The 21,752-nt window shown below is 57.1% G+C and carries 19 protein-coding genes and 1 pseudogene; 8 read left to right on the plus strand and 12 right to left on the minus strand.

Annotation, left to right across the window (positions count from 1 at the left end; translation table 11 throughout):
• Window positions 1-143: 143 nt before the first annotated feature.
• Both ACI2KG_RS15755 and ACI2KG_RS15760 read left to right on the plus strand, forming a co-directional pair.
• Window positions 144-1,346, plus strand: coding sequence for a site-specific integrase (locus ACI2KG_RS15755; protein WP_028622348.1), 1,203 nt, complete (start codon window positions 144-146; stop codon window positions 1,344-1,346).
• The gene (locus ACI2KG_RS15760) at window positions 1,343-2,410 is read left to right on the plus strand and encodes a YhcG family protein (RefSeq protein WP_028622347.1); all 1,068 of its coding nucleotides are present in this window, start codon (window positions 1,343-1,345) and stop codon (window positions 2,408-2,410) included. The genes ACI2KG_RS15755 and ACI2KG_RS15760 overlap by 4 nt, the downstream gene beginning before the upstream one ends.
• Before the next feature lie 100 nt (window positions 2,411-2,510).
• Here ACI2KG_RS15760 and ACI2KG_RS15765 read toward each other — a convergent pair whose 3' ends face one another.
• From ACI2KG_RS15765 to ACI2KG_RS15800, 8 genes are all read right to left on the minus strand, one after another.
• On the minus strand, window positions 2,511-4,286 hold the full coding sequence (locus ACI2KG_RS15765; protein WP_028622346.1) for an ATP-dependent helicase: 1,776 nt from the start codon (window positions 4,284-4,286) through the stop codon (window positions 2,511-2,513).
• Entirely contained in the window at window positions 4,283-6,034 is a 1,752-nt protein-coding gene (locus ACI2KG_RS15770) for an ATP-dependent endonuclease (protein ID WP_028622345.1), read from the minus strand. The genes ACI2KG_RS15765 and ACI2KG_RS15770 overlap by 4 nt, the downstream gene beginning before the upstream one ends.
• 101 nt (window positions 6,035-6,135) lie before the next feature.
• Window positions 6,136-7,182, minus strand: a complete 1,047-nt coding sequence (locus ACI2KG_RS15775) for a hypothetical protein (protein ID WP_028622344.1) — start codon at window positions 7,180-7,182, stop codon at window positions 6,136-6,138.
• Entirely contained in the window at window positions 7,179-8,441 is a 1,263-nt protein-coding gene (locus ACI2KG_RS15780; protein ID WP_028622343.1) for a hypothetical protein, read from the minus strand. Before ACI2KG_RS15780 ends, ACI2KG_RS15775 begins: the two co-directional genes overlap by 4 nt.
• Window positions 8,442-8,520: 79 nt before the next feature.
• Entirely contained in the window at window positions 8,521-10,242 is a 1,722-nt protein-coding gene (locus ACI2KG_RS15785; RefSeq protein WP_028622342.1) for an ABC-three component system protein, read from the minus strand.
• Entirely contained in the window at window positions 10,239-10,487 is a 249-nt protein-coding gene (locus tag ACI2KG_RS15790) for an ABC-three component system middle component 6 (RefSeq protein ID WP_028622341.1), read from the minus strand. The genes ACI2KG_RS15785 and ACI2KG_RS15790 overlap by 4 nt, the downstream gene beginning before the upstream one ends.
• Window positions 10,484-11,404 carry an ABC-three component system protein gene (locus tag ACI2KG_RS15795; protein WP_028622340.1) on the minus strand — a complete coding sequence of 307 codons (921 nt, stop codon included), beginning with the start codon at window positions 11,402-11,404 and terminating at the stop codon, window positions 10,484-10,486. The genes ACI2KG_RS15790 and ACI2KG_RS15795 overlap by 4 nt, the downstream gene beginning before the upstream one ends.
• Before the next feature lie 48 nt (window positions 11,405-11,452).
• Window positions 11,453-11,644 (minus strand): type II toxin-antitoxin system RelB/DinJ family antitoxin, encoded by a 192-nt coding sequence (locus tag ACI2KG_RS15800; protein WP_028622339.1) that lies wholly within the window; start codon window positions 11,642-11,644, stop codon window positions 11,453-11,455.
• Window positions 11,645-12,008: 364 nt separating this feature from the next.
• On the opposite strand from ACI2KG_RS15800, the pseudogene ACI2KG_RS15805 reads away from it, so the two are divergent.
• A pseudogene (locus ACI2KG_RS15805) lies at window positions 12,009-12,947 on the plus strand (IS110 family transposase); the annotation flags it as partial.
• A 162-nt stretch (window positions 12,948-13,109) separates the two neighbouring features.
• Here ACI2KG_RS15805 and ACI2KG_RS15810 read toward each other — a convergent pair.
• Genes ACI2KG_RS15810 through ACI2KG_RS15820 form a run of 3 tightly spaced genes read right to left on the minus strand, consistent with a single transcriptional unit; the run spans window position 13,110 to window position 15,833 of the window.
• The gene (locus ACI2KG_RS15810) at window positions 13,110-14,399 is read right to left on the minus strand and encodes an ISL3-like element ISPpu12 family transposase (protein WP_004574636.1); all 1,290 of its coding nucleotides are present in this window, start codon (window positions 14,397-14,399) and stop codon (window positions 13,110-13,112) included.
• 21 nt (window positions 14,400-14,420) lie between these two features.
• Window positions 14,421-14,933, minus strand: coding sequence for a signal peptidase II (gene lspA / locus ACI2KG_RS15815; protein ID WP_003821921.1), 513 nt, complete (start codon window positions 14,931-14,933; stop codon window positions 14,421-14,423).
• Between the two features lie 3 nt (window positions 14,934-14,936).
• On the minus strand, window positions 14,937-15,833 hold the full coding sequence (locus tag ACI2KG_RS15820; RefSeq protein ID WP_004364974.1) for a cation transporter: 897 nt from the start codon (window positions 15,831-15,833) through the stop codon (window positions 14,937-14,939).
• A gap of 95 nt (window positions 15,834-15,928) precedes the next feature.
• Between ACI2KG_RS15820 and cadR the strand changes: the two genes are divergently transcribed.
• Window positions 15,929-16,336: a Cd(II)/Pb(II)-responsive transcriptional regulator gene (gene cadR, locus ACI2KG_RS15825; protein ID WP_010794431.1), complete on the plus strand. Its 408-nt coding sequence runs from the start codon at window positions 15,929-15,931 to the stop codon at window positions 16,334-16,336.
• Window positions 16,337-16,538: 202 nt separating this feature from the next.
• Here cadR and ACI2KG_RS15830 read toward each other — a convergent pair whose 3' ends face one another.
• Window positions 16,539-17,240, minus strand: a complete 702-nt coding sequence (locus tag ACI2KG_RS15830) for a pirin family protein (RefSeq protein ID WP_404662499.1) — start codon at window positions 17,238-17,240, stop codon at window positions 16,539-16,541.
• A 345-nt stretch (window positions 17,241-17,585) separates the two neighbouring features.
• On the opposite strand from ACI2KG_RS15830, the gene ACI2KG_RS15835 reads away from it, so the two are divergent.
• The 4 genes from ACI2KG_RS15835 (at window position 17,586) to ACI2KG_RS15850 (ending at window position 21,748) form a co-directional block, all read left to right on the plus strand.
• Complete coding sequence (locus ACI2KG_RS15835) at window positions 17,586-18,515, plus strand: LysR family transcriptional regulator (RefSeq protein ID WP_274132591.1); 930 nt, start codon at window positions 17,586-17,588, stop codon at window positions 18,513-18,515.
• A 126-nt stretch (window positions 18,516-18,641) separates the two neighbouring features.
• On the plus strand, window positions 18,642-19,136 hold the full coding sequence (locus tag ACI2KG_RS15840) for a hydroxyquinol 1,2-dioxygenase (protein ID WP_274132590.1): 495 nt from the start codon (window positions 18,642-18,644) through the stop codon (window positions 19,134-19,136).
• Window positions 19,137-19,182: 46 nt separating this feature from the next.
• The gene (locus ACI2KG_RS15845) at window positions 19,183-20,202 is read left to right on the plus strand and encodes a hydroxyquinol 1,2-dioxygenase (RefSeq protein WP_274132589.1); all 1,020 of its coding nucleotides are present in this window, start codon (window positions 19,183-19,185) and stop codon (window positions 20,200-20,202) included.
• A gap of 82 nt (window positions 20,203-20,284) precedes the next feature.
• On the plus strand, window positions 20,285-21,748 hold the full coding sequence (locus ACI2KG_RS15850; RefSeq protein ID WP_274132588.1) for an aldehyde dehydrogenase family protein: 1,464 nt from the start codon (window positions 20,285-20,287) through the stop codon (window positions 21,746-21,748).
• Window positions 21,749-21,752: the final 4 nt, after the last annotated feature.

The following is a 21,752-nucleotide window of genomic DNA, read 5'->3' on the forward strand; positions in this document are numbered from 1 at the left end:
ACTACGCCACAACCAGCTGCCGCAGGTTTATCAAGGACTTAGGCGAGTTCAACATATGCCGGTGCTTTCTGAAACTTGACCCGGCTTCCCTTCTGCTGGCTCCTACGAGGCTCCTGGGAATCGGGTCTTTCCGAGGAGTCATCATGGCTAAGACCAAGATCACCAAGTCCGCAGTCGATGCGGCACAACCCCAAGCGCAAGCCATCGAGCTGCGCGACACCCTCGTTCCCGGCTTCCTCTGCAAGATTACGCCGGCAGGTCGCAAGGTGTTCATGCTCCAGTACCGAACGAACGCCGGCGAGCGCCGCAAGCCGGCCTTGGGCCTGTTCGGCGAGCTGACCGTCGAACAGGCCCGCTCGCTGGCGCAGGAATGGCTGGCCCAGGTTCGCCGAGGCGGCGATCCGGCAGCGGACAAGGCCGAGGCACGCCAGGCGCCCAGCGTTGAGGAGTTATGCAAGAAGTTCATGGAGGACTACTCAAAAAAGCGCAACAAACCCAGCACCCGAGTCGGCTATCAAGGGGTCATCGACCGCTGCATCATCCCGCTGCTGGGCCGCAAGAAAGTTCACGACGTGAAGCGGCCGGACGTTGCCGGGCTGATGGAGAAGCTTTCATACAAGCAGACCGAGGCAAACAAGGCGTTCAGCATCCTGCGTAAGATGTTCAACATGGCGGAGGTGTGGGGCTATCGGCCAGACGGCACCAATCCTTGCCGCCACGTCCCGATGTTCCCTGCCGGCAAGTCCACCCACCTCATCAGCGACGAGGACATGGGCAAGTTGTTCCGGCGGCTCGACACGATCGAAGCCGAAGGGCTTGAGAACTACGTCATCCCGCTGGCGATTCGCCTGCAATTCGAGTTCGCCGCCCGCCGCTCCGAAATCGTCACGCTTGAATGGGAATGGGTCGATCTGGAGCATCGGCGCGTCGTCTGGCCAGACAGCAAGACCGGTGGCATGTCCAAGCCCATGAGCGAGGAAGCCTATCGGCTGCTTTCAACGACACCGAGGCGGGAAGGCAATCCCTATGTGCTGCCGTCGCCACGCCATCCGGGGCAGCACCTAACCACGGGCGAGTATTACGGTGGCTGGTGCCGCGCTCTCAAGGCAGCGGGGGCGACGCACGTAGGGACGCATGGCATTCGCCATCGCTCTGCGACCGACATTGCCAATTCAGGTATCCCGGTCAAGGTCGGTATGGCGCTGACGGCGCACAAGACCGTCGTGATGTTCATGCGCTATGTCCATACCGAGGACGATCCGGTGCGCGAGGCTGCCGAACTGGTGGCGAAACGGCGCAAGACGATCACCCGTGCCAAGCAACCACCAGTGGAGGCAACAGCATGACCAGCCGCAAGGTATCCGCACCTTCGCCCGCAGCCCCGGTGGTGCTGTTGGGCGACATTCGCGTGCTGATCGATGCGGCGCGGCAGCGCGCCGCCTCGGCAGTGAATAGCGAACTGACGATGCTCTACTGGCGCATCGGTCAGCGCATCCACACGCAGGTTTTGGAGGGCCGGCGGGCCGACTACGGCGAGGAGGTCGTGCTGACCTTGGCGACGCAGTTGGTGAAGGAGTACGGCGGCAGTTTTTCGATGAAAAACCTGCGCCGAATGGTGCAATTCGCCGCCACGTTCCCCGACGAACAGATTGTCGTATCACTGAAACGACAATTGAGCTGGACTCATTTCATCGCCTTGATTCCGCTAAAAGACCCGCTCCAGCGGGACTACTACGCGCAGATGGCCAGCGCCGAACGCTGGAGCGTGCGGACACTGCGCGAGCGCATCGACTCGATGCTGTACGAGCGCACAGCGCTGTCCAAGAAGCCGGGCGAGACGATCGCGCAGGAACTGGCGACGATGCGCGATGCGCAACGTATGTCGCCCGCACTCGTCATGCGCGATCCGTACATTCTCGACTTCCTGGGGCTGCGGGACACTTGGCAGGAAGGCGACTTGGAGGCGGCGATCATCCGTGAAATGGAAGCCTTCCTACTGGAGTTGGGAGCGGGGTTCAGCTTCGTGGCCCGACAGAAGCGAATCCCAATTGACGATGACGATTTCCACCTTGATCTGCTGTTCTACAACCGCAAGCTGCGGCGGTTGGTGGCGGTGGAGTTGAAGGTCGGTGACTTCAAAGCGGCCTATAAAGGACAGATGGAGCTTTACCTTCGCTGGCTGGACAAGCACGAACGCGAGGCAGAAGAAGCCTCGCCGTTGGGGATCATCCTGTGCACTGGTAAAAAGCGCGAACAGATCGAGCTACTGGAACTGGATAAGTCAGGTATCCACGTTGCCGAATACCTGACGAGCTTGCCTCCACGCGAAATGCTGTCAGAGCGGCTACAGCAAGCAACCGCACGTGCCCGACTGCAAATAAAAAAGCGTGACGACATAGCTAAGAGATGATTTAGATCGCAAGTCGATCAGGCTTAATATGTATGAAACACTCGCGCTGATCGGTGCAGGAATTCCCCCTATCATGATCGATAGGGCACTCTGCCGAGCTTTATAAGTCTCTTCTTGTGTGGGGTACTTGACCTGCGGTCAGTACCGCAACGCAACGATTGGCGAAGGCGACTGGCACTGCAAGTGCTGCGAGATGCTGAGCACGCGTCAACCCCACGTATAGCACGCGCTTGGCCTCTGCGTCGGCGCGTGCTTCCCACGACTCGAACAATGCTTCACTCCGGTTTTCAGGAGCGCGGTTGGGTGGAATCACGACACACACTGCACCGTATTCACGGCCTTTAGCCTCGTGAATCTTGGCACATGCAAGGCCAAGAGCGATTGGCACTTGAAGATGGTTCGACCATTGCGCGCTGGTTGGTCGACGAAAAAAATTGCGCACAGTAACACCAGCCGGTAGCGGAAGGTTCAGTCGTTCTGTCTCCGCATGCACACAGGCTATCCAGGCGAGCCGATCGGCGTCAGTATTTCCGCACTTTTTGGGAAGGCTCATTAGGAAACTCAGCACACATCTTCGATGTGCTCGACGATCTATGCCGAGGCGTTCGGTGGTTCTCAACAAATGCTCGTTTGGTTGCCGTAGCCCCATGAGATCCAGTAGAACCGTCTCCACGACTTGAACCACAGCCTCTCTTGATCTCGCCGTCGCGGCTGGTGACCAGAACTCCGCGACTTTGCGAGCAAGCGACTCGATCCGTGAGGTCCCGTTCGAATCGTGAGGAGCCGTGCCAGCGGCCCGTCGCGCGACCTTGCCAGAATGCGCCAAGATAATCGCGTCCGTTGAATCCAAGCCTAGTTCAGTAACCCGATCAAGGAAAGCCTGACCGATCGTCGCTGTTGGGCCTCGACCACCATATGTCAGAAGCAAAATTGGGTGTTCAATATTTGCTGTTTCGCCGAGAGCCTGGTCCACCTGGCCAGCGTTCCTAAGCGTGGCCGCTAACTGACAGACCGCAGGGCTGCTACGAAAATTGCCCGTTAACCTACGATGCGAGTCAACGGGGAACGTTTCCTTAAACCCCTGAATACCTGCAGGATTGCCGTTGCGGAATTCGTAGATCGCCTGGTCAGGGTCACACACAAAGGTGACATGCACGCCATGTTCTCTGAGCCACGAGAGAATCTGCAGATCAAGCGGATTGCAATCCTGGCCTTCGTCTACCATAACTTCGTGGAAACGTGCCGCCAGTGCGCGGACTAGCGCTCCGCCATGCACTGGGTCACGAATCAACCGCAGTGTTTGAACGCGGGCATCGCCGGCACTCAAATAGCCTGCCTGTAGCAAGCCACGTCGGCGGAGTGCCGCAGCTTGCTGATATCGAGCTTGATGCTGGCGTACATGATTTTGCAATCCAGCGTGCCCGATCTTTGCTGGATCAATGACATTGGTTTCCGGGTCGAAGAGATCCAGGCTTACCGGATCACCACGAAAGGCGAACTGTCCAGACAAGCGGATCTCGATGCCAAGAGTGTCCCAACTATCGATGATGATTGGTCGCGTCGTGCATGTTGCAGTGCAACTTGGCAGCACCACGAAACGCCTGACGAAAGCATCAAGCGTTCCCATGAAACTAGGATGCTTCAAAAGAGGGTCTAGCCCTGCCGCCTGGCAGCGTTCGCGAAACTCATCAACGGCAGTGTTTGTGAACGAGAGCACAGCCACACCACGGCGTGGTGGCAACGTAGCGGCGATCCTTGCTAGACGAGCAATGATCGTGCGGGTCTTTCCGGCGCCTGGGCAAGCATGAACGAAGGCACCGCCAACGTGTGCGGCGAATGCTTCCTGCTCTTCAGTTAGACCCTGAACGCCAATCATGCTTGTGCAGCGCCACGAATCGCATCTGCGAGATAGGGCGGGACAACAAACGGCTCGCCCGCCGCAATGCGTGAAGCCATGGCCTGGGCCAAATCGCCCTTGCGGGTTTTCTTCGTCTCTATCAGTCTAAGAAACGCATCGGGGCGGTCTTGCACTGGGATTCTCTCGATCCGATCTTCCCAGTCACGCCGTGAGTTGCGATGCAGACGAAGAAACACGCCCTTTAGAAAGGCTTCGTTCCCAGCGCTGAAAACCTCGTGCTCCAACGTGTGTCGATTGGTTAGCACAGTCAGTGCCTGGGGTGCACCATGCGTTACAGCGAGGTTTTCCAGATCAACCCTCCGATTGCCCAACACCGTTGGGTCCGCGTCGGTTATCACAATCAGCCGGTCGGCAATGCGTGCATCGCCATGCGGCCGTAGCAGCACCTCTACGTAGGGGCGGAAGTCTACTCCTTCGATCGGCACGATAACCGTGCCCTTGAACCGGAGCCATCCATCGGCATCACCGACGAGAACAAGCTTTTGCGCCAACACGGGCAACAGTAGTGCTTCCGCGATTCCTTCCACTAGGATTGCCCTGTTGCCGAACAGCAGCGCGGAGCGCGTCACATCCAGATAGCGGCTGATCTTATCCAGAGTCTTTGGCTTGAGCCCGATATCAGCAATGGGCACACTGACCGATTCTGATACCGCCACCCCGTTTTGGTCGCGACGACGCGAACGCATGACCACTAGATGCATCGGAGAAACCCATGCTGTTAGGTTCGGCGAATGGGTAGTCACAACGATCTGGATGCGGCCTTCCGGCTTGCCAGGCTCGATGGCGCGACTAGCCGATTGGCGTGCTTGATCCAACAGGAATTCGAGCACCAGCACCTGCAACTGCGGGTGCAGATGTGCTTCGGGTTCTTCAACGAGAAAAATCGTGAGGTCGGCTTCCTTGGCTTTGGCCAATTCGACGACCACCGTTGCCATGTAGAGCAGATTGGAGTAGCCCAGACCAGACGCCCGGATGTCTTCGGGCACTAGACCGGAATCGGCCAGACGAAACCTCAAATCGCGGGCGACATCAAGTAGGGATTCGGCGCCAAAGTCCAGAGCTGCTGTTTGCGGGCGGACCCCATTGGTCAGCAAACCTAGGGCGGTACCAATCTCCGTGTTCATCGTTGTCAAGATCTCAGGCCGATCATCCGCCCGCCTGACGCCAGCGAGAAAATCTTGTTCTTGATCCTTTGGCAGGAAGTTGCGCAGTAGCGCCATGACCCGTGTACCGCTACCTGTGCCAAGCGCTTGATGCGCATCGCGTAAAGGAGGCAGATAGACATGCCGGATCAGTTCAGAGGAGCCAGCCTCAGGTTCGTTGGCGTCGAAGCGCCCGGCCCAAACAGTGGTCTTGCCACGCGGCGCGCGCTCGGACCGTGCCTCATACCGATAGCCGAAGACGGCTTCGTTCTTGGTGGGATCAGGGACCGCCGAGATCAGCAGTCCTTTCAGTGTGTCGCTGAGGTCTCGGAAAACACCCTCGATCTGAAAGTTCGGGACTGTCGCGTGGCGTCGTACATCTTCATCCTCCGGATACCGCTCCCGGCGTCCGTTCAACGGCAAGGTTAGCAACCGAATCGCATCTACGACGTTTGATTTGCCACCATTGTTCTCACCGACCAAGACCGTCAGATCAGGCCGGAGGCTGACAGTCACATTATCGCAAGACCGAAATCGCGAAATTTTTATACCGCCCAAATACATCAAGCCTCCCTAGCCGATTCTGAAGTCCATCCTAATTTTTAAGGGCTTTTTCTCCCTAGCAGTTGGCGACCAACCGTCATCGGGACTGTCCTAACTATCCTTTAAACGCTTGAAAACATAACTCGATCGACCTCCCAGTAGTCGAGGAGGCAATAGAGCATGCTACGGAGCTCAGGCGTAGCCGTCGCGTCGGAAGAAAAGTCCCGGCTCATCGCTAATTGCTCGAACTCTTTCGCTACAGCGAAGAGCGTTCTGGCGACATCATGCTTTGCAAAAAACTCGCCAAGGACAGCCGTGTTGAGATCCGCCAATTGGCGTTCAATGCTGGATCGGACTTGCCTGGCTGTCGCCGCACCATCGCTGGCGTGCTGCTCGATCAGTCCCATAGAGACATTCAATATCTTTTTGAGACCTGCACTACCTTTCGAGCCATAGGTGAATCCGTCCTTGATGAGCACACCGCGTTCCGATTGCTCATGGAACGAAATCTCCTTCATGCAAAAGTCAACTGCGACCGCAATGAACGAACAAACCATATACAGGCAGCGCAAAGCAACCTCGCGCTGATTGTTTTTCGTTATCGATTGCTCCGCAAAGAACTTGCCCTGCATAAGCCATTCATTGCAACTGTCAAACGAAAGTGATTTCGCCAGCAAGCTTTTGGAATGAACTATGCGACCACGCCAGTCACCATCCAACTTGCTTAGAGAATATTCATCAATCTTTGAGAAGAATTCTTCGTCGGAAAACCTCAACGCATTGGGGTCATCTGCCTTATCTAGCTTGCTCAGAAAAGTGCCATCGAGAACAAGGATTCCCAAATCTCGACCAAAATCCTTTACTTCCTGACGCTTCTCCGTGGTCGCGACCACCGCGTTGGTGGCTTTGGTCGCAATGCGAAGCCCTTGAACCCAGAATATCCGCTCTATCGCTTGTGGCGTCTTTTTGTTTTTGGCATCCACCAGGGTTATTTCACGTGACACGGATGACGTACGACTGTAGAGCCACAGATCAATATCGGTGATGTCAAAGCCCTCATAGATAAACGGAACTCCTCGCACCACGTAGTAGCCGGCTTTGAGAAAATAGCTTCGCAGCAACTCCTCCATCCGGGGGCCTTTAAGCAAAACTTGCTGTCCCTTGGTCATATGCCTCCTCCTGTGCGAAGGATAGAGAGCATGTCATTGGTAGCCTTCGGGCTTGCCTTGATTTGTGCTCGCCGAACTTTCTCACGATTGTGTTCAGGGCCGTTGAATATGGTGACTGCCGCAGTCGGCAGTGAATTGAGAGAATGTTCGCTGACATCGCCTTGCCTGATGGCCTGCAGTGCAAGTTCACCAACTTCCGTTTTCAGCAACTTCAGCATCGGGCCGCTGCGGCCCTTTTTTGTGCCATGCTTGACTTCGACGACACCCTTTAATTCCAGAACTTTGTAGTCTTGCGCAATGGCATTTACCGGCCCCACGCTTTCACCTCGAACCAGTGCGCTCAGTAGCGCATCAACCATCTGAATCTGCCCCCTGGAATAGCTGCTCTTCGTCATCCCATAGGTCACGGAACTGACAAATGCCTTAGCCAGATCAAATGCGTCATCGACCATTGAGTTGCTGTACTTCGAGAATGCGGATGGCAGCGTCAGGAACCCAGCATCCTCGGTCGAGTTGCTGACAACGCTAATATCAAACAACCCAATGGCCGCCACCTTTTTGAAAAGTGGCTCGCCGAGAAGTTGTGTCGCGTAGTCCGTGCTGACGCAGGCACGTTTCTTCAGCGTATCAGTTAACTCATTGAGTTTTGTCTGCTCGGCGGATGAAAGCGAATCGAGGACCGCCTTTATTTTTCGGGTAGTTTCACGGCGGAAGAGATTTCCGTTAAACAACAATCTTTGCCCGGCGCCGAGGTCTTCAGCATCCACGAATCCAATTTGTTCAGCATCAGACATCAGGCGCTGAATATCGGGCTTTGCCAGCTTATAAAAGTCGGCCAATTCTGTGGAGACATGGTCGGACAGCACGGGCTCGACGGAAGCCTTCTCCGCAAGCGCAATCGAAGCGATCTCGGATGCGCCAGGCGCGAGGGCATCGAATATATCTGACGTGTGTTGAAGGGTCTTCGCTGTGGTAACGCCAAGAACAGCAACGCCACCGCTCGCGGTGTCGACCAGTTGCTGCTGTTTCAGAACTTCGATAAGTTTTGGAAGCTCGAAAGTCGTATTGATGTTCGCCGCTTGCGCCAGAACGTTCAAGCGATCGTTATTGAGTGTTGCGTGGTTGTTTGACGAGATTGCAGAAAGCAAAATGCCAGCCTTGCCCGCGAGAAAGGTCTTATCGTAACCGGCCTGATTCGTTATTCCCTGGAGTTTATTGGTGTGATGAATCAACCACGATCCCTTGGTCTTCTTGTCCATTTATCCCTCCTATAAGAAAAATCTTGCTGCTAGCGGAGTGCCGATGGCCTCCAAATCTAGTTGACCTTGTATTTCTAAGTCATCCAAATCGAATTCCGAACAGCCCCCCGTCTTCAGTAGCGTCGGTCAGGCGCTTAGGCAGCACGTAATCGTTAAGGTCGAAGCCTTCAATGGTCTCCTTGAAGGCATCGTCTTCATTCATCGTCACGATGTACTGGAAGCCAAGCTCCTGCGCAATCTCCGAGCCAAGACGCAACGCGCTGATGACCTGACGTCCATCGACACCGTCAAACAGATGGCTGTCATGAATCAGGAATCCAGGCCCCATTTGACGCTTGGCGCACAGGCGCATGAGCATCATGTCGAAGCAGAAGATCTGCATATTCTTGATGCCCTTGCTACGTTGCCCCTGCATCGGAAACTTGAAAATCGGCCCGTTGGATGTTTCGTCCACCGTCATACTGCCGGCCGATTCGTACAAACGCTGCGAAGTCTCCTCAAAGGCGACGATGGCCTCTGCTAGTCGATCCTTCTGCTCTGCGAAGTCACGCCGCAAGCGGATGGTGAGGCGATTGCGCTCGATCTCCAATTCGTTCTTCGTGCCTTCAAGCTGTTCGGCCGCTTCAAAGCGTTGCCGAAGCGATTCCACTTCGGACTCCAGGCGGCCTAGTTCTCCTTGCAGTTTGAGGAACTGTTCCAGCGCACCGTGGCTCTTCAGGATGCCCAGCACTTCGCCACGCCGTTGGTCGAACTGCGCCTTTTTGCCATCGCGCAGTTCAATACGCAGCTTTGCAGCTTCGAGTTCACTGGAAAGGTAGTCCTTGCGATTGCGAACAACCGACTCGTGAAAACTCTTCACGTCTTCATAGCGACGCTTCACCAGGCCGGGAAGCACAACGCCCGCTTCTTCATAGACGGCCTGCAAGTCTTCAAGATCAGGAGGGACCTCGGACGCTAGCGCGCTTTCCAGATCCCGGATCGCTGAAAAGTCGATGGTGTTGGCGTTGGCCAACTCATTGAGCTGGCGGGTCAGTGCGGCGCTTTCGACTTCCAACTCACGATATTCAGGCAGGACATGAAACGTCTCGACTTCTGCATGCAGCTTCTTGAGACGTGCCTCTCGCAGCGTCAGCTCAGTGCGCAAGTCGGCTGCCTTGCCGATGATCGAGCCGAACGCGCCATTCCCTGCCGCCTTCTTCAGCTCTTCCAGCGTCTTCTCCCGATCGCGAACAGCCTGCCAATCGCGCGCAATCTGCCAGTCCAATCCGAGCAGGAACATGAGCGCCATTTGCATGTCGCCGGTGCCCTGCATCGTGGCCTGCTTTTCCGGCGTCATGAAGGCGCCACTCGCTTGCCGGCGTGCGAAGTAGGCGAACAGCGAACGGAACGACGGCGGCTTGCTGCCGGCAGCTTCCAGGCTGCTCAAACCAAACATCTGCTCGCCGAGGAATGCGCACCACTCGGTAGCCGAAAACTTGACCTTCGCCGCAGGCGGGGCAGTCACAAAGATTTTTGCTTTGGTGCCACCGCTGCGCTCAACAACGGTGCGCTCCGACTTCAGATCGAAGTCCATGCCGAAGGAGTGTTCAACCAGTTCCTGGGTTCGGAAGATTGATTCAGGACCAGCGTCGGCGCCGAGCAGGAAATGCACAAGCTCTACGAAGCTGGTTTTTCCCGCACGATTGCGTGTCTGCTTGCTGCTTGCACCCTCGGTTTTCTGAGCAAGCAAGACATTCAGACCTGGTTTCAGGTCTTCAAGGCTCTTGAAGCTGGGTAGCGTGCTGAAAAGGTGATGAATCAAGGCGCCCTCCGTGCCACGAGGCCGCTTTCGAGTTCAATTGTCCCCATGGCGTACAGAAGGTCGAGCGCGAGTAAGAACCAGTCATAGGTAATTTTCCGGGGCATTGTGGCTACGCCTGCTTCATGCTTGTTCAGTTCCTCCCACAACGCAGAGACGGTCTTTGGCCGCACAAGGTAGGTCAAAACATGGGCGCCGACGGTCAACAGTGCTCGATCCTGTTGCAGATGCTTGGAGGGCAGAATCATGCAGCCCCCACCGCTTGAGCGTCTTCAAAAATCTCGCATTTGTCGAACAGATATGCCATGACAGCCAGCACTGCCGCCTTATGTGTCGGCGTGGTGTTAGCAGTGCCCCCAGCCCACGTTTCGAGCCGGCCGAATATCTCATCGGGGTGCAGTGCTGGAACTTGGTCTCGCAGCGTCACGTATTCACTTTTGAACGCCTGCGCGATCTGCTCGCCGTAGGTCGGGTTCTTCCAGTTATTGAAGAACTGCGCCACGAGCGTTGACTTCTGCATACCGATCTTCAAAAAGTCGGCGACGGCCTGAGACAGCAGGTTCGCCTCGATCTTGCCGCGCGATACATCTTTCACTTCGCTGGCCGTGGGCACGGGAGTGATGCTGATGTGGGTGAGGACGGCCACCAGGTCGCCAAACCCCAAATTGACATTCGCTTCCATCGTCAGCGATGGGCCGAACCAGGATTCGAGATCCTGCAAGCTCAACTGGCGAAACTTAGCCAGCATCTCCTCATAGCCGCAGTGGCCGATTTTGATCTTTGGGTTGTCCTGCCCAAGTTTCGCCAGCGCTTCGATGATGTGAGGGCCCAAACGGCCATCCTGCGCATTGTGGACAAAGGTCCACTCATCGAAATATTTCTCCCAGTGCTCTTTGGCGCCGTCGAAATCCTCGTTGATCTTCTTGATCGCTTCGGCGGCGGTCAATTCATTGGGCGCGTAACTCTGGTAAAGGATGCGCGCCGAGGGCAGATACCCATCATTCTTCCGATCGCCAACATTGCCCCACGGGCGGCATGCCATGAAATCATTGGGATGGGCTTTAGACATCAGCTTCTCGAACAGACGTTGAAAACCGTCCCCTTTGGATTCCAAGAAGGCGATGCGGAAATCCTTTTCGTAATTAAGCTGCTGTAAGCGATCCATGGGTTCAAGCCCGTGATTTAGTGTTTTTAGTTATTTTCAGGCGATGCCTCATGGCTTCTTGGTATTCGTCTGCTGCTGCCCCCGGTTCACATCAAAAGGGAGCGCCTTATCAGCCGCAATTCGCGTCAGCAGTATCCGGATGGCATCCGACACGGACAAGCCCATCCCGGCCAGCACGTTTGTGGCTTCCTCTTTGATATGCCCGTCAATCCGGGCGCGAACAACGTCACTGGTTGCCATAACTGCCTCAAGCATTTTGTAGCTACATTGTGCCTCATTTGCGCCTCAATGTCATTTACATATTGACAAGAGAGGTTGGGCGTCCCGGCATACCGCCGTTGGGCTCGCGGGCTACACCCCGCGCCACGTGCCGCGTCGCGGCCATCCGGCTTTGATCCCTTGTATCTTCCATTCCACGTGATCGGAGGGCCGTTCACGCCCGGTGCCGTTTGGCACCGGTGATTGGCCGCAGCATGTAGCTCGTTATCCCTCGGTGCTTCCAAGCCCGTGCGTCAGTCCTGAGCGCATGTCTGCGACTGGTCTCTGCAAGCCCGAACAGTTGCAGGAACCACATTCGCATTTGCAAGGATGGGACATAGAGATCATGGCCAATGGAATAGTCGTCGGTATCGATATCTCGAAGAACACACTTGATGTAGCCATCGGGAGGGATGGCGCAGCCACCGTTTTCAGTAACGACCAAGAGGGCCACCAGGCCCTGGTGGCAGTGCTGAGGAGACAACCAATTTCACTCGTCGTCATGGAGGCCACTGGCCGCTACCAATTTGCCTGTGCCTGCGCCCTGCAAGCCGCAGGATTCCGGGTGGCGGTAGTCAATCCCAGACAGGCGCGAGATTTCGCGAAGGCGATGGGCAGGCTGGCAAAGACGGATCGCGTCGACGCGCTGATGCTGGCAGAGCTGGCCGAAGTGATCGACAAACGCCCAGACCGGGATCGCTTCACCAGGCCGATGGCAGATGAGACGCAGCAGCGCCTGCATGCGTTGGTGACCCGTCGGAGGCAGCTTGTCCGCTTGCAAGTCAGTGAACGTCAGCGCAAGTACGCCTCTCACTCGGATGTGCAGCCTGGGATCATCGAACTGATGAACATCCTGAAGCGCCAGGTTCAGGACATCGACGCGAGCATCGCAGCGCATCTCGCCAAATATCAAGCCAGTCTGACGAAGCTCTTGCAGGGCGTCAAAGGCGTTGGGCCGGCGACTACGGCTGTGCTGATTTCCGAGCTTCCAGAATTGGGGCAGCTCAAGGCCAAGCAGATCTCCTCACTGGTCGGCGTCGCGCCAATGAATCGGGACTCGGGCCAGTCACGCGGCAAGCGCATGATCTGCGGTGGTCGGGCAACGGTGCGCAGCGCCCTCTACATGGCGGCAATCGTAGCCATGCGGCACAACCCTCTGATCCGAGCCTGCTATGAGCGGCTGGTGGCGGCAGGCAAGCCCAAAAAGGTCGCCATCGTGGCTTGCATGCGCAAGCTGCTGATCATTCTGAATGCCATGGTGAGAACCGGCAGGCCTTGGAAAGAAAAGGCGGCAACTGCCCGGACGATGCGGAGGCTCACATCGTGCCACCACGCGGCCGGGGGGCTCAGTCGTTCATCGCCTGTACGCGACCCAGCCCTTGAAAGTGAGGGTATACGGATTTAATGGTTGATGGGGCACCTTCACCCCATCAATCTGATACCACCCTCAGATGGTTGATAGATCGACTCCGTAGTTGAGTTCCTCTGCGAAGTCCGGCAGTCCGTAACCGATGGTTTTCTTGTAGAAAGGAGAGACCTTCGCAGTCGGTGCCTTCTTCTTGTGCTTCGTGGTGTAGAGCATTCGTGCCCGCATCACCTCGAAGGAGTAACCGCGCCCTTCACGGTTCTTGTCCTTGGCCAGTCGGTTGATGGACTCCGTGTAAGCGTTGGTGACGGGCATGTCCGTCTCGAAGTAGGTCATGGTCTCTTCGCGCCAGTTTCCCACTGCCCTGACCAGATCGCTCCAGACTTCCTTTTGGCCCTTCGGGATGGTGGCTATCCACTCGTCCAGGGCGGCTTCTGCCTGGAGCCGTGTGGTGGCGTCCCAGATGCCGTAGAAGCGCTCCTTGTGCTCGTAGGCGGCCAGCAGTTGCGGGAACGCGCCTGTCCAGGTCTCCATGATGAGGCGCTCCCGGTCTGAGACTTCGTGAGCGCGTTTCAGCAGGATTTTCCGGTCTCCCTTGAGAGTCCGGCTCTGGGACGGTTTCAGCTCCTTTCTGAGGCCCTTGCGCACTCTCTCTAGGGCATCGTTGGCCATGCGCACCACATGGAACTTATCGACCACGATACGGGCCTGGGGCAGCACAGCCTTGACCGCTGCCCGGTAGGGGTTCCACATGTCCATGCTGACGATCTCGACCTTCTGCCGGTCTTTCAGCTTCATCAGGTAGTTGGTCACCACGTCCTGGCGGCGGGTGGCCAGCAGGTCGAGCAGGGTTCGCTCCTCAATGTTGGTCAGAATGCAGCGGTAGCGCTTGTTCAGGTATAGCTCGTCAATGCCCAGGATGCGGGGCGTCTCGAAGCGGTGCCAGCGCCCCAGGAACTCGGCGCGGGCGTTGAAGATGTCGCGCACCGTCTTCTCGTCCAGGCCGGTCTGTGCCGCCACAAAGGTGTAGGGGTGGTTGAAGGATTCCTTCTCCACGTACTCATGCAGCCGCAGTGTCATACGGAATCCGTCCACCATCTCCGGTAGCTGGGGCCTGAATGTTGTCTTGCAGGCCCGGCAGGTGTATCGGCGGCGGACCACCCAGAGAGTGACCCGCTTGCCGTGGATGGGCAGATCACGATAGGGAACGTCACGCTTGCCGAACCGTACGAACTCACCCTGCACGCCGCATTCCTCGCAGGCGATGGGATCGGGCACGTCCACCTGGAAGTGCATTTCGTCGTCGGTTGATTTGCAGCCCAGTACTTGGTATTGCGGCAGGTGAAGGATGTTGTCGGGAAGTTCGGTCATGGTGTTGTATAGGCGTAGGTGTCAGTCAGATCCATCCGACTCGGCATTGGTGTTTGCTTTTTTACCCAACAAGCTGCTGGAAACGAAAAGTAAGGCACCGAGGACAATTGCAATATCAGCCAGGTTGAAGGCCGGCCAATGCCAGTCTCGCCAATAGAAATCAAAGGAATCCACAACATAGCCGCGAAAGACCCGGTCAATCAGGTTGCCCATGGCGCCACCGAGGATAAGACTGTAAGCGATGGCTTCTCCTTTATGACGATTTTCAAGGATCAGCTTGATCAGAAAAATCGAGACCACTACCGCGATTCCGATAAAAAAGTAGCGCTGCCAGCCTCCACCATTCGCAAAAAGACTGAATGCGGCACCGGTGTTCCATAGGTGCACCCAGTTAAAGAACGGGGTCACCGAAACATACTCGCCATAGGCCATTGATTGCTGCACCAGCCACTTTACAGCCTGATCAGACGCTGCCAGCAGGCCCGATATGGACAATAGGGCATACGGCGAGAGCTTTTTGCCAATAATGAGCATTATTTAACCCTTCAACGCCAAAATGCGTCTGGCACCGTTAAGTACAATGCCCCCCGCGATGGTGCCGATAATCAGATCCGGATAATTGGAACCGGTCCACGCGACCAGGGCGCCGGCGGTGATGACCCCCAGGTTGATCACCACGTCGTTGGCCGAGAATATCCAGCTTGCCTTCATGTGCGCCCCGCCTTCCCGATGTTTGGATATGAGCAGCAGACAACTGGTATTGGCAATCAATGCGACGAATGCGATAGCCATCATCACCAGCGATTCAGGCTCACTACCGAATACAAAGCGTCTCACCACCTCTACGAGCACGCCCACAGCCAAGATCAGTTGCAGTACACCAGCAAGATGCGCGGCACGTACCTGCATTTTCACGCTATGTCCAACCGCATAAAGGGCAAGCCCGTACACCGCCGCATCGGCAAAATTGTCCAGGGATTCTCCAATCAGGCCGGTGGACCGGGCGATCAGACCGGCAGTCATTTCCACCACGAACAGAAGTGCATTGATGCCGAGCAACCAGCGCAGGGTCCCGGATTCTTGCTTAGCAGAAGCTGCCGAAAACTCGGCGGCCTTGATGGTCTCCGGATTTGCAGCGACGGTTTCCTGAAGCGAGGCGCCTAGCCCCAAGGTCTTCAGTTTCGAGGTGACGGGCTCGACCTCGCCGTCATGCACGACCTTCAGCCGGCGGTTCGACAAGTCGAAGGACAGCGCCCGAATCTCCTCAAAGCCGTTCAGGGCTAGGCGAATCATTCGTTCTTCTGATGGACAGTCCATCTTCGGCACGGCATAAACACTGACCCATCTCCCTGGCGCCTCGGAGGAGGCCTGTATATCGGTATCCGCTGCGGACGTTGCATCACCGCCACAGGCGCCACCACAGGATTTGCTCATGATACGACTCCACTTGAACAATGTTGTGGTACCATTTAAAACTATAAAGCTACTATAAGGTCAATAGAGTAAAGAATCCGTTGGGGAGGAGGCTGATGCGCATTGGTCAGTTGGCGCAGTTGGTAGGGGTCGAAACACAGACGATCCGCTTCTATGAACAGCAGGGCTTGTTGCCGCCGCCTGATCGGCAGGACAACGGTTACCGTGTCTATACCGAGAAACACGTTGAGCGGCTGGCCTTTATTCGTCGCTGCCGCATCCTGGATCTGTCACTGGCAGAAATTCACGAACTAAAGCGCTATCAGGACGACCCTCATCAGCCTTGTACCGCCGTCAACGCCTTGCTCGATGATCACATCTCTCATGTGCGGTCGCAGATAACCGCTCTGCAAGCGCTTGAGAAACAACTCGTTTCACTGAGAGCGAGTTGCAACGATGACCGGGAAGTTGAGGCGTGTGGGGTTCTTGCTGGAATTAGCGAAGGAAACATGCACCAGCAGTAGGTGAAGCATCAACCAGATAATCCGATGAGATGCCGGTCTGTCTCACTCTCATGCAAAGGTAAGATCAACCATTTAATCCGCTTACCCAAAATTTTTTGTGTGAGGGACTCATTCAGGACATTTCATGAGGTGGTGCCGCGTGCAGGAGGTCGATTCGCCAGCGCCAGTGCCTCAAGATGCCCTGAACGTCTCCCCGCAGGGATCAGCCCGCCACATCCACCAGCACGATCTCGCTGCGTCGATGGGCAAGGAATCTGAGCACTGATTCGTTCTGTACGGCCGCTCCGTCCCCAGGACCCACGATCACGCCGTTGACTTCGATCTGTCCTGAGGCCACCACCAGGTAGACCTTGCGCGCGATGTCCAGGGTGTATTCGGCGTGGCCGCCTCGATCCAGCGTTGCAGCGGCCAGGCGGGCTTCGGCGCGGATGCGTAGAGCGTCGTGGTCTTCATCGAAGCCGCTGGCCAGTGTTTCGAATTTGCCCCTGGAGGGTTGCTTGGGGAAAGGCCGCACGCCCCAGCTTGGCGGCAGGCCCTTGAGGTCCGGAAAGATCCAGATCTGGAAGATTTTCGTGTCTTCGCTTTCGAAGTTGTACTCGCTGTGCTGGATGCCGGTGCCGGCGCTCATGACCTGGACGTCGCCTGCGGCGGTGCGCCCGCTGTTGCCAAGGCTGTCCTGATGGGTAATCGCGCCCTGGCGGACATAGGTGATGATTTCCATCTCCTGGTGTGAGTGAGGGGCAAAGCCTGTTTGCGGGGCGATGGTGTCATCGTTCCAGACTCTCATCCGCCCCCAGTTCATGCGCTTGGGATCCTGATAGTCGGCGAATGAGAAATGGTGGCGCGTATCCAGCCATCCGTGGTTCCCTCCACCCAACTTTCTAAACGGACGTAGTTCAATCATGTTCCGGCCTCCGAGGGTATTCGAACGAGCTCAGGCTCATCGGTCCGCTAATGAACATCGGCCCGAACTCACCGGAAAAGCCAAATAATTCGAACGAAGTTATCTAATTAATTGATCAGAAGGATCACGACTTAGTAAATGCGCGACATTGGCGTGACTTGGCGCAAAGTGCGGGGAGGTTTGCAAAATACAAACACCAGGTTCGCGATATTGATAGAGGGCAGGTTTAACGGCGTTCCCCTAATCATCCCCTGTTACCTGGGACCTTTGTCGCTATGGCTAATCAGGCCGGCTGCGGTTTACCCTCATTCTTTGAGAACAATAAGATAAATCCAGGACCCTGCCATGGATCGTTTACTCAGTGTCGAAGCCTTTGTGCGGGTTGCCGAGACCGGCAATTTCGCTAAGGCTGCATTGCAATTGGGCGTGACCCGCTCGGTTATTTCACATCGCATTCAGCAGTTGGAACAGTTCATCAATGCACCGCTGTTTCATCGCAGCACGCGACATGTGCGCCTGTCCGACGTCGGGGAGACCTATTACAAGGAATGCTCGGACATGGTCGCCAACTTCAACTCACTGACCGAGCACATGCGCGAGCTGCGCGCCAAGCCCACCGGAAAGTTGCGGATCCAGATGCTTCCAGGCTTTGCCATCGGGCACTTTGGCCGGATGATGGCCGAGTTCAACCGCCTGTACCCCGATATCGAGATCGATGTGGTGGTCAATGACCGGGTGGTCGATCCCATCGAGGAAGGCTTCGATGTCGCCTTCCAGATGTTTCCGCCGCTGAGTGAAACCCTGATCGAGCGCAAGCTGTTTTCCGTTCGCCGGTTGTTCTGCATGTCCCCGCAATATGCCGCCGAATTTGGTGTGCCTCGCCATCCCGACGATTTACTGAACCACAAGATCGCGATGTACGCAGGTTACCCCTCGCGCAACCGCTGGGTGTTCACTCACGAGGGCGAACAATTGAATCTCAGCCTGCCGGGGCATATGCGTTCCAACTCGGTCCACTTGTTGCGTGATTATGCCGAGACGGGCGTGTGCATTGTTTGCCTGCCGACGCTGGTGGCCAGCGATGACCTGCTGGCGGGGCGACTTATTCCCGTACTGCCCGAGTACCACCTGTCTTCGTTCAACTTCTCCGCCGTGTTCCCGGCCACTCAGCGACGGGCCCTGAAAGTGCGCACCCTCATTGAGTTTCTGGTCGAGCATTTTGCTGATGAACCCAGTTGGGATCGACCGTTGCTGGAGCGCGGCTGGATTGTTTGAACCAGGCTCGTCGGCGAACAGTGTTCGCGTTTCGCAAACACTGTTGTCGGCCCCTGCGTAATTGTTCCCGGTCAGTCATCGCCGTACCGTGGCTTCACCTCAATAACAACAAGTGCGGTGAACGCGATGAGTACTGCTGCAATCAAGACGGTCTTCGGCTCGCTGGAAAACTACACCAAAGGGTCGGTGGAAATTATCAGTGGTGAAGCCCGCCACTATGCATTTTCGAACATCTTCGAAGTGGCTGAAAAATCCCCTCCCTACCAGAAAGTCGTGGTGGGCCTGAACCTTGGCTATGTGATCGAAACCCTGCGCGCTGAAGGTCAGTCGCCCTGGTTCACCGCCGCTCATGACGAATTCGCCATCGTGATGGACGGTGAGGTGCGCGTCGACTTCCTCAAGCTGGATACGCCTCAGGTGGACGGCGAGGGCACTCGCCTGGCGGGTGAAGTGCCGGTCGGCAAGCCCATGGGATACGTGCTGCTCAAACGCGGCCATCAGTGCCTGCTGCCTGCCGGCACCGCGTACCGCTTTGAATCCAGCCGCCCGGGTGTGCTGTTGCAGCAGACCATCAAAGGTCCGCTGTCGGTCGAGAAATGGGCAGACATCTGCCTCAAGTGATTCGTTGATCGCCACTCATCCCTACCCAGAACAAGAGGAATTTTCCATGGCCATGCTGGAAACCGCCGTTGAGGCACCATCGTTCGCTGACGACGAAGTCAGCGCAAGCGCACCCCATCCGGTCACCGGGTATCGCTCCTACCGGCTCGGTGCTTTCGAACTGTCGCGCGATGAGTATTTCGCCCGCATCACCTGGCCCGCCAAGGGCGAAACCCGTTCGCACCTGATCCCGGCCGACATCTTTCTGCGTGCGCTGATGCGTGACGTGGCCTGGGGCTTTTTCTATGGTTGGGTCAACTTCGACAACGTCATCGGTACCCGCAACTACTACGGCAGGGTCGATCTGTACGCCGGTACCTTCAACGGCGTGTTGAAAGAGGCCGGGGTCAACTACACCGAGAACTTCGAAACTCCGCTGATCATGGCGACGTTCAAGGCCATGCTGCGCGACTGGGTGAACTGCACCTTCGACCCGTTCGCCGCGCCACAGGAAACCGGCACCGCCTTCGGGCGCAAGAACGGTGAAAACCTCGAAGCCATCGAGCGTTTCCGCATCGCCACCAAACGCATGCCTGGCATGCCGGATGATTCGCCGCTGCGCAACGATCTGGACATCAACCGTCACTTCGCCGATGTCAGTCAGGATGAGCCGCAGATTCACACGGCTGAAGGTTTCGAAGGCCAGTTGCATGCCTTCAGCCTGTTCAAGTACCTGTCGCGCTCCGACGTGACCTGGAACCCTTCCGTGACTTCGGTCTGCAAGGCCAGCCTGTTCTGCCCGACCACCGAAGAATTCATGCTGCCGGTGTTCCACGGTAACGATCGGGTCGAGTGGTTCCTGCAAATGTCCGATGACATCGTCTGGGACGTCGCCGACAAGGACGAGGGCAATCCGCGTGCGCGCATCACCATGCGTCCTGGTGACATCTGCGCCATGCCGGCCGATATCCGCCACCAGGGTTACTCGACCAAACGCTCGATGTTGATGGTCTGGGAAAACGCCACGCCCAACCTGCCAGAGCGCTACGAGAGCGGTGAACTCACGCCGTACCCGATCGAGTTCTAAGCCTTGTCGGGCCTGACCGGGTCAGGCCCGTTTCCAGTCAGTTGCAAGCGCCGTGCAGGTCATGCGGCGCGAGGAATGCACCATGCACAACCAGCTGTTTATCGATGGTCGATTCGTGGACGCCGTGGACGGCGGCACGATCGATGTGGTTTCACCGCACGATGGCTCGCTCATTACCAGGATCGCCGCGGCTGAGGCGGTGGACGTTGACCTGGCGGTGGATGCCGCCAAGCGGGCGTTTCCGGCCTGGGCGGCGATGGGGGCAGCGCAGCGTGGGCGGTTGTTGCTGAAACTTGCCGACAAGATCGAAGAGTGCGCCGAAGAGCTGGCGCAACTTGAATCCCTCGACACCGGTCACCCGATCCGCGACTCGCGCGGGCTCGATGTGCCACGCACGGCTGCCTGTTTCCGTTACTTCGGCGGCATGGCCGACAAGGTCGAAGGCTCGGTCATTCCTGTCGATCCAGGCTTTCTCAACTACGTGCAGCGAAAGCCCGTGGGCGTGGTCGGGCAGATCGTGCCGTGGAACTTTCCGCTGATGTTCACCAGCTGGAAGATGGGCCCGGCACTGGCTGCCGGCAATACCGTGGTGCTCAAGCCTTCTGAAATCACCCCGTTGTCGACCCTGCGCATCGCCGAGCTGATGAAAGAAGTCGGCTTTCCAGACGGCGTGGTCAACATCGTGCCCGGTTACGGCCACACTGCCGGTCAGCGTCTGGCCGAGCATCCAGATGTCGGCAAGATCGCCTTCACCGGGTCCACTGCGACCGGTCGCCGCGTTGTCGAGGCGTCCCAGGGCAACCTCAAGCGTGTTCAACTGGAACTGGGAGGCAAGGGCGCGAACATCGTGTTCGCCGACGCCAACCTCGACGCGGCGGTCAATGGCGCGGCCTGGGCCATCTTTCACAATCAGGGCCAGGCCTGTATCGCAGGTTCGCGTCTGATCCTGCACAAGGACATCGCTGACGCGTTCCTGGAGCGTTTCATCACCCTGGCGCGGTCGATTCGCCTGGGCGACCCGATGAACCCGGACACCGAAATGGGCCCGCTGACTTCGGCCCTGCACCGTGACCGCGTGCTGGCGTACGTGGACATCTGCCGCGAGCAGGGCGGCCGTGTTCTTACCGGTGGCAAGGCGCCTGCCGATCCTGCATTGGCGAGCGGGTTCTATGTCGAACCGACCGTGGTCGAGGCGGCGCCCGGGGACCGTGTCTCCCAGGAAGAAGTGTTCGGGCCGTTCGTGACGGTGCTGCGGTTTGAAACCGACGAAGAAGCGCTGGCGATTGCCAACTCGACGGAGTACGGCCTGGGCAGCGGTCTGTGGACGCAGAACCTTGCGCGGGCCCACAAGATGGCCGATTCGATCCACGCCGGGATGTGCTGGATCAACTGCTACAAGCGCGTCAGTCCAGGCAGCCCGTTCGGCGGTGTAGGGCGGTCGGGGTATGGCCGTGAGATGGGCTTCGAAGCGATGCATGACTACACCGAGGCGCGCTCGGTGTGGGTCAACGTCGACGCCACCATTCCCGCTCATTTCAAACGCTGAGGCC

The organism is Pseudomonas sp. NPDC089407 (assembly GCF_044900445.1).
Taxonomy (GTDB): domain Bacteria; phylum Pseudomonadota; class Gammaproteobacteria; order Pseudomonadales; family Pseudomonadaceae; genus Aquipseudomonas.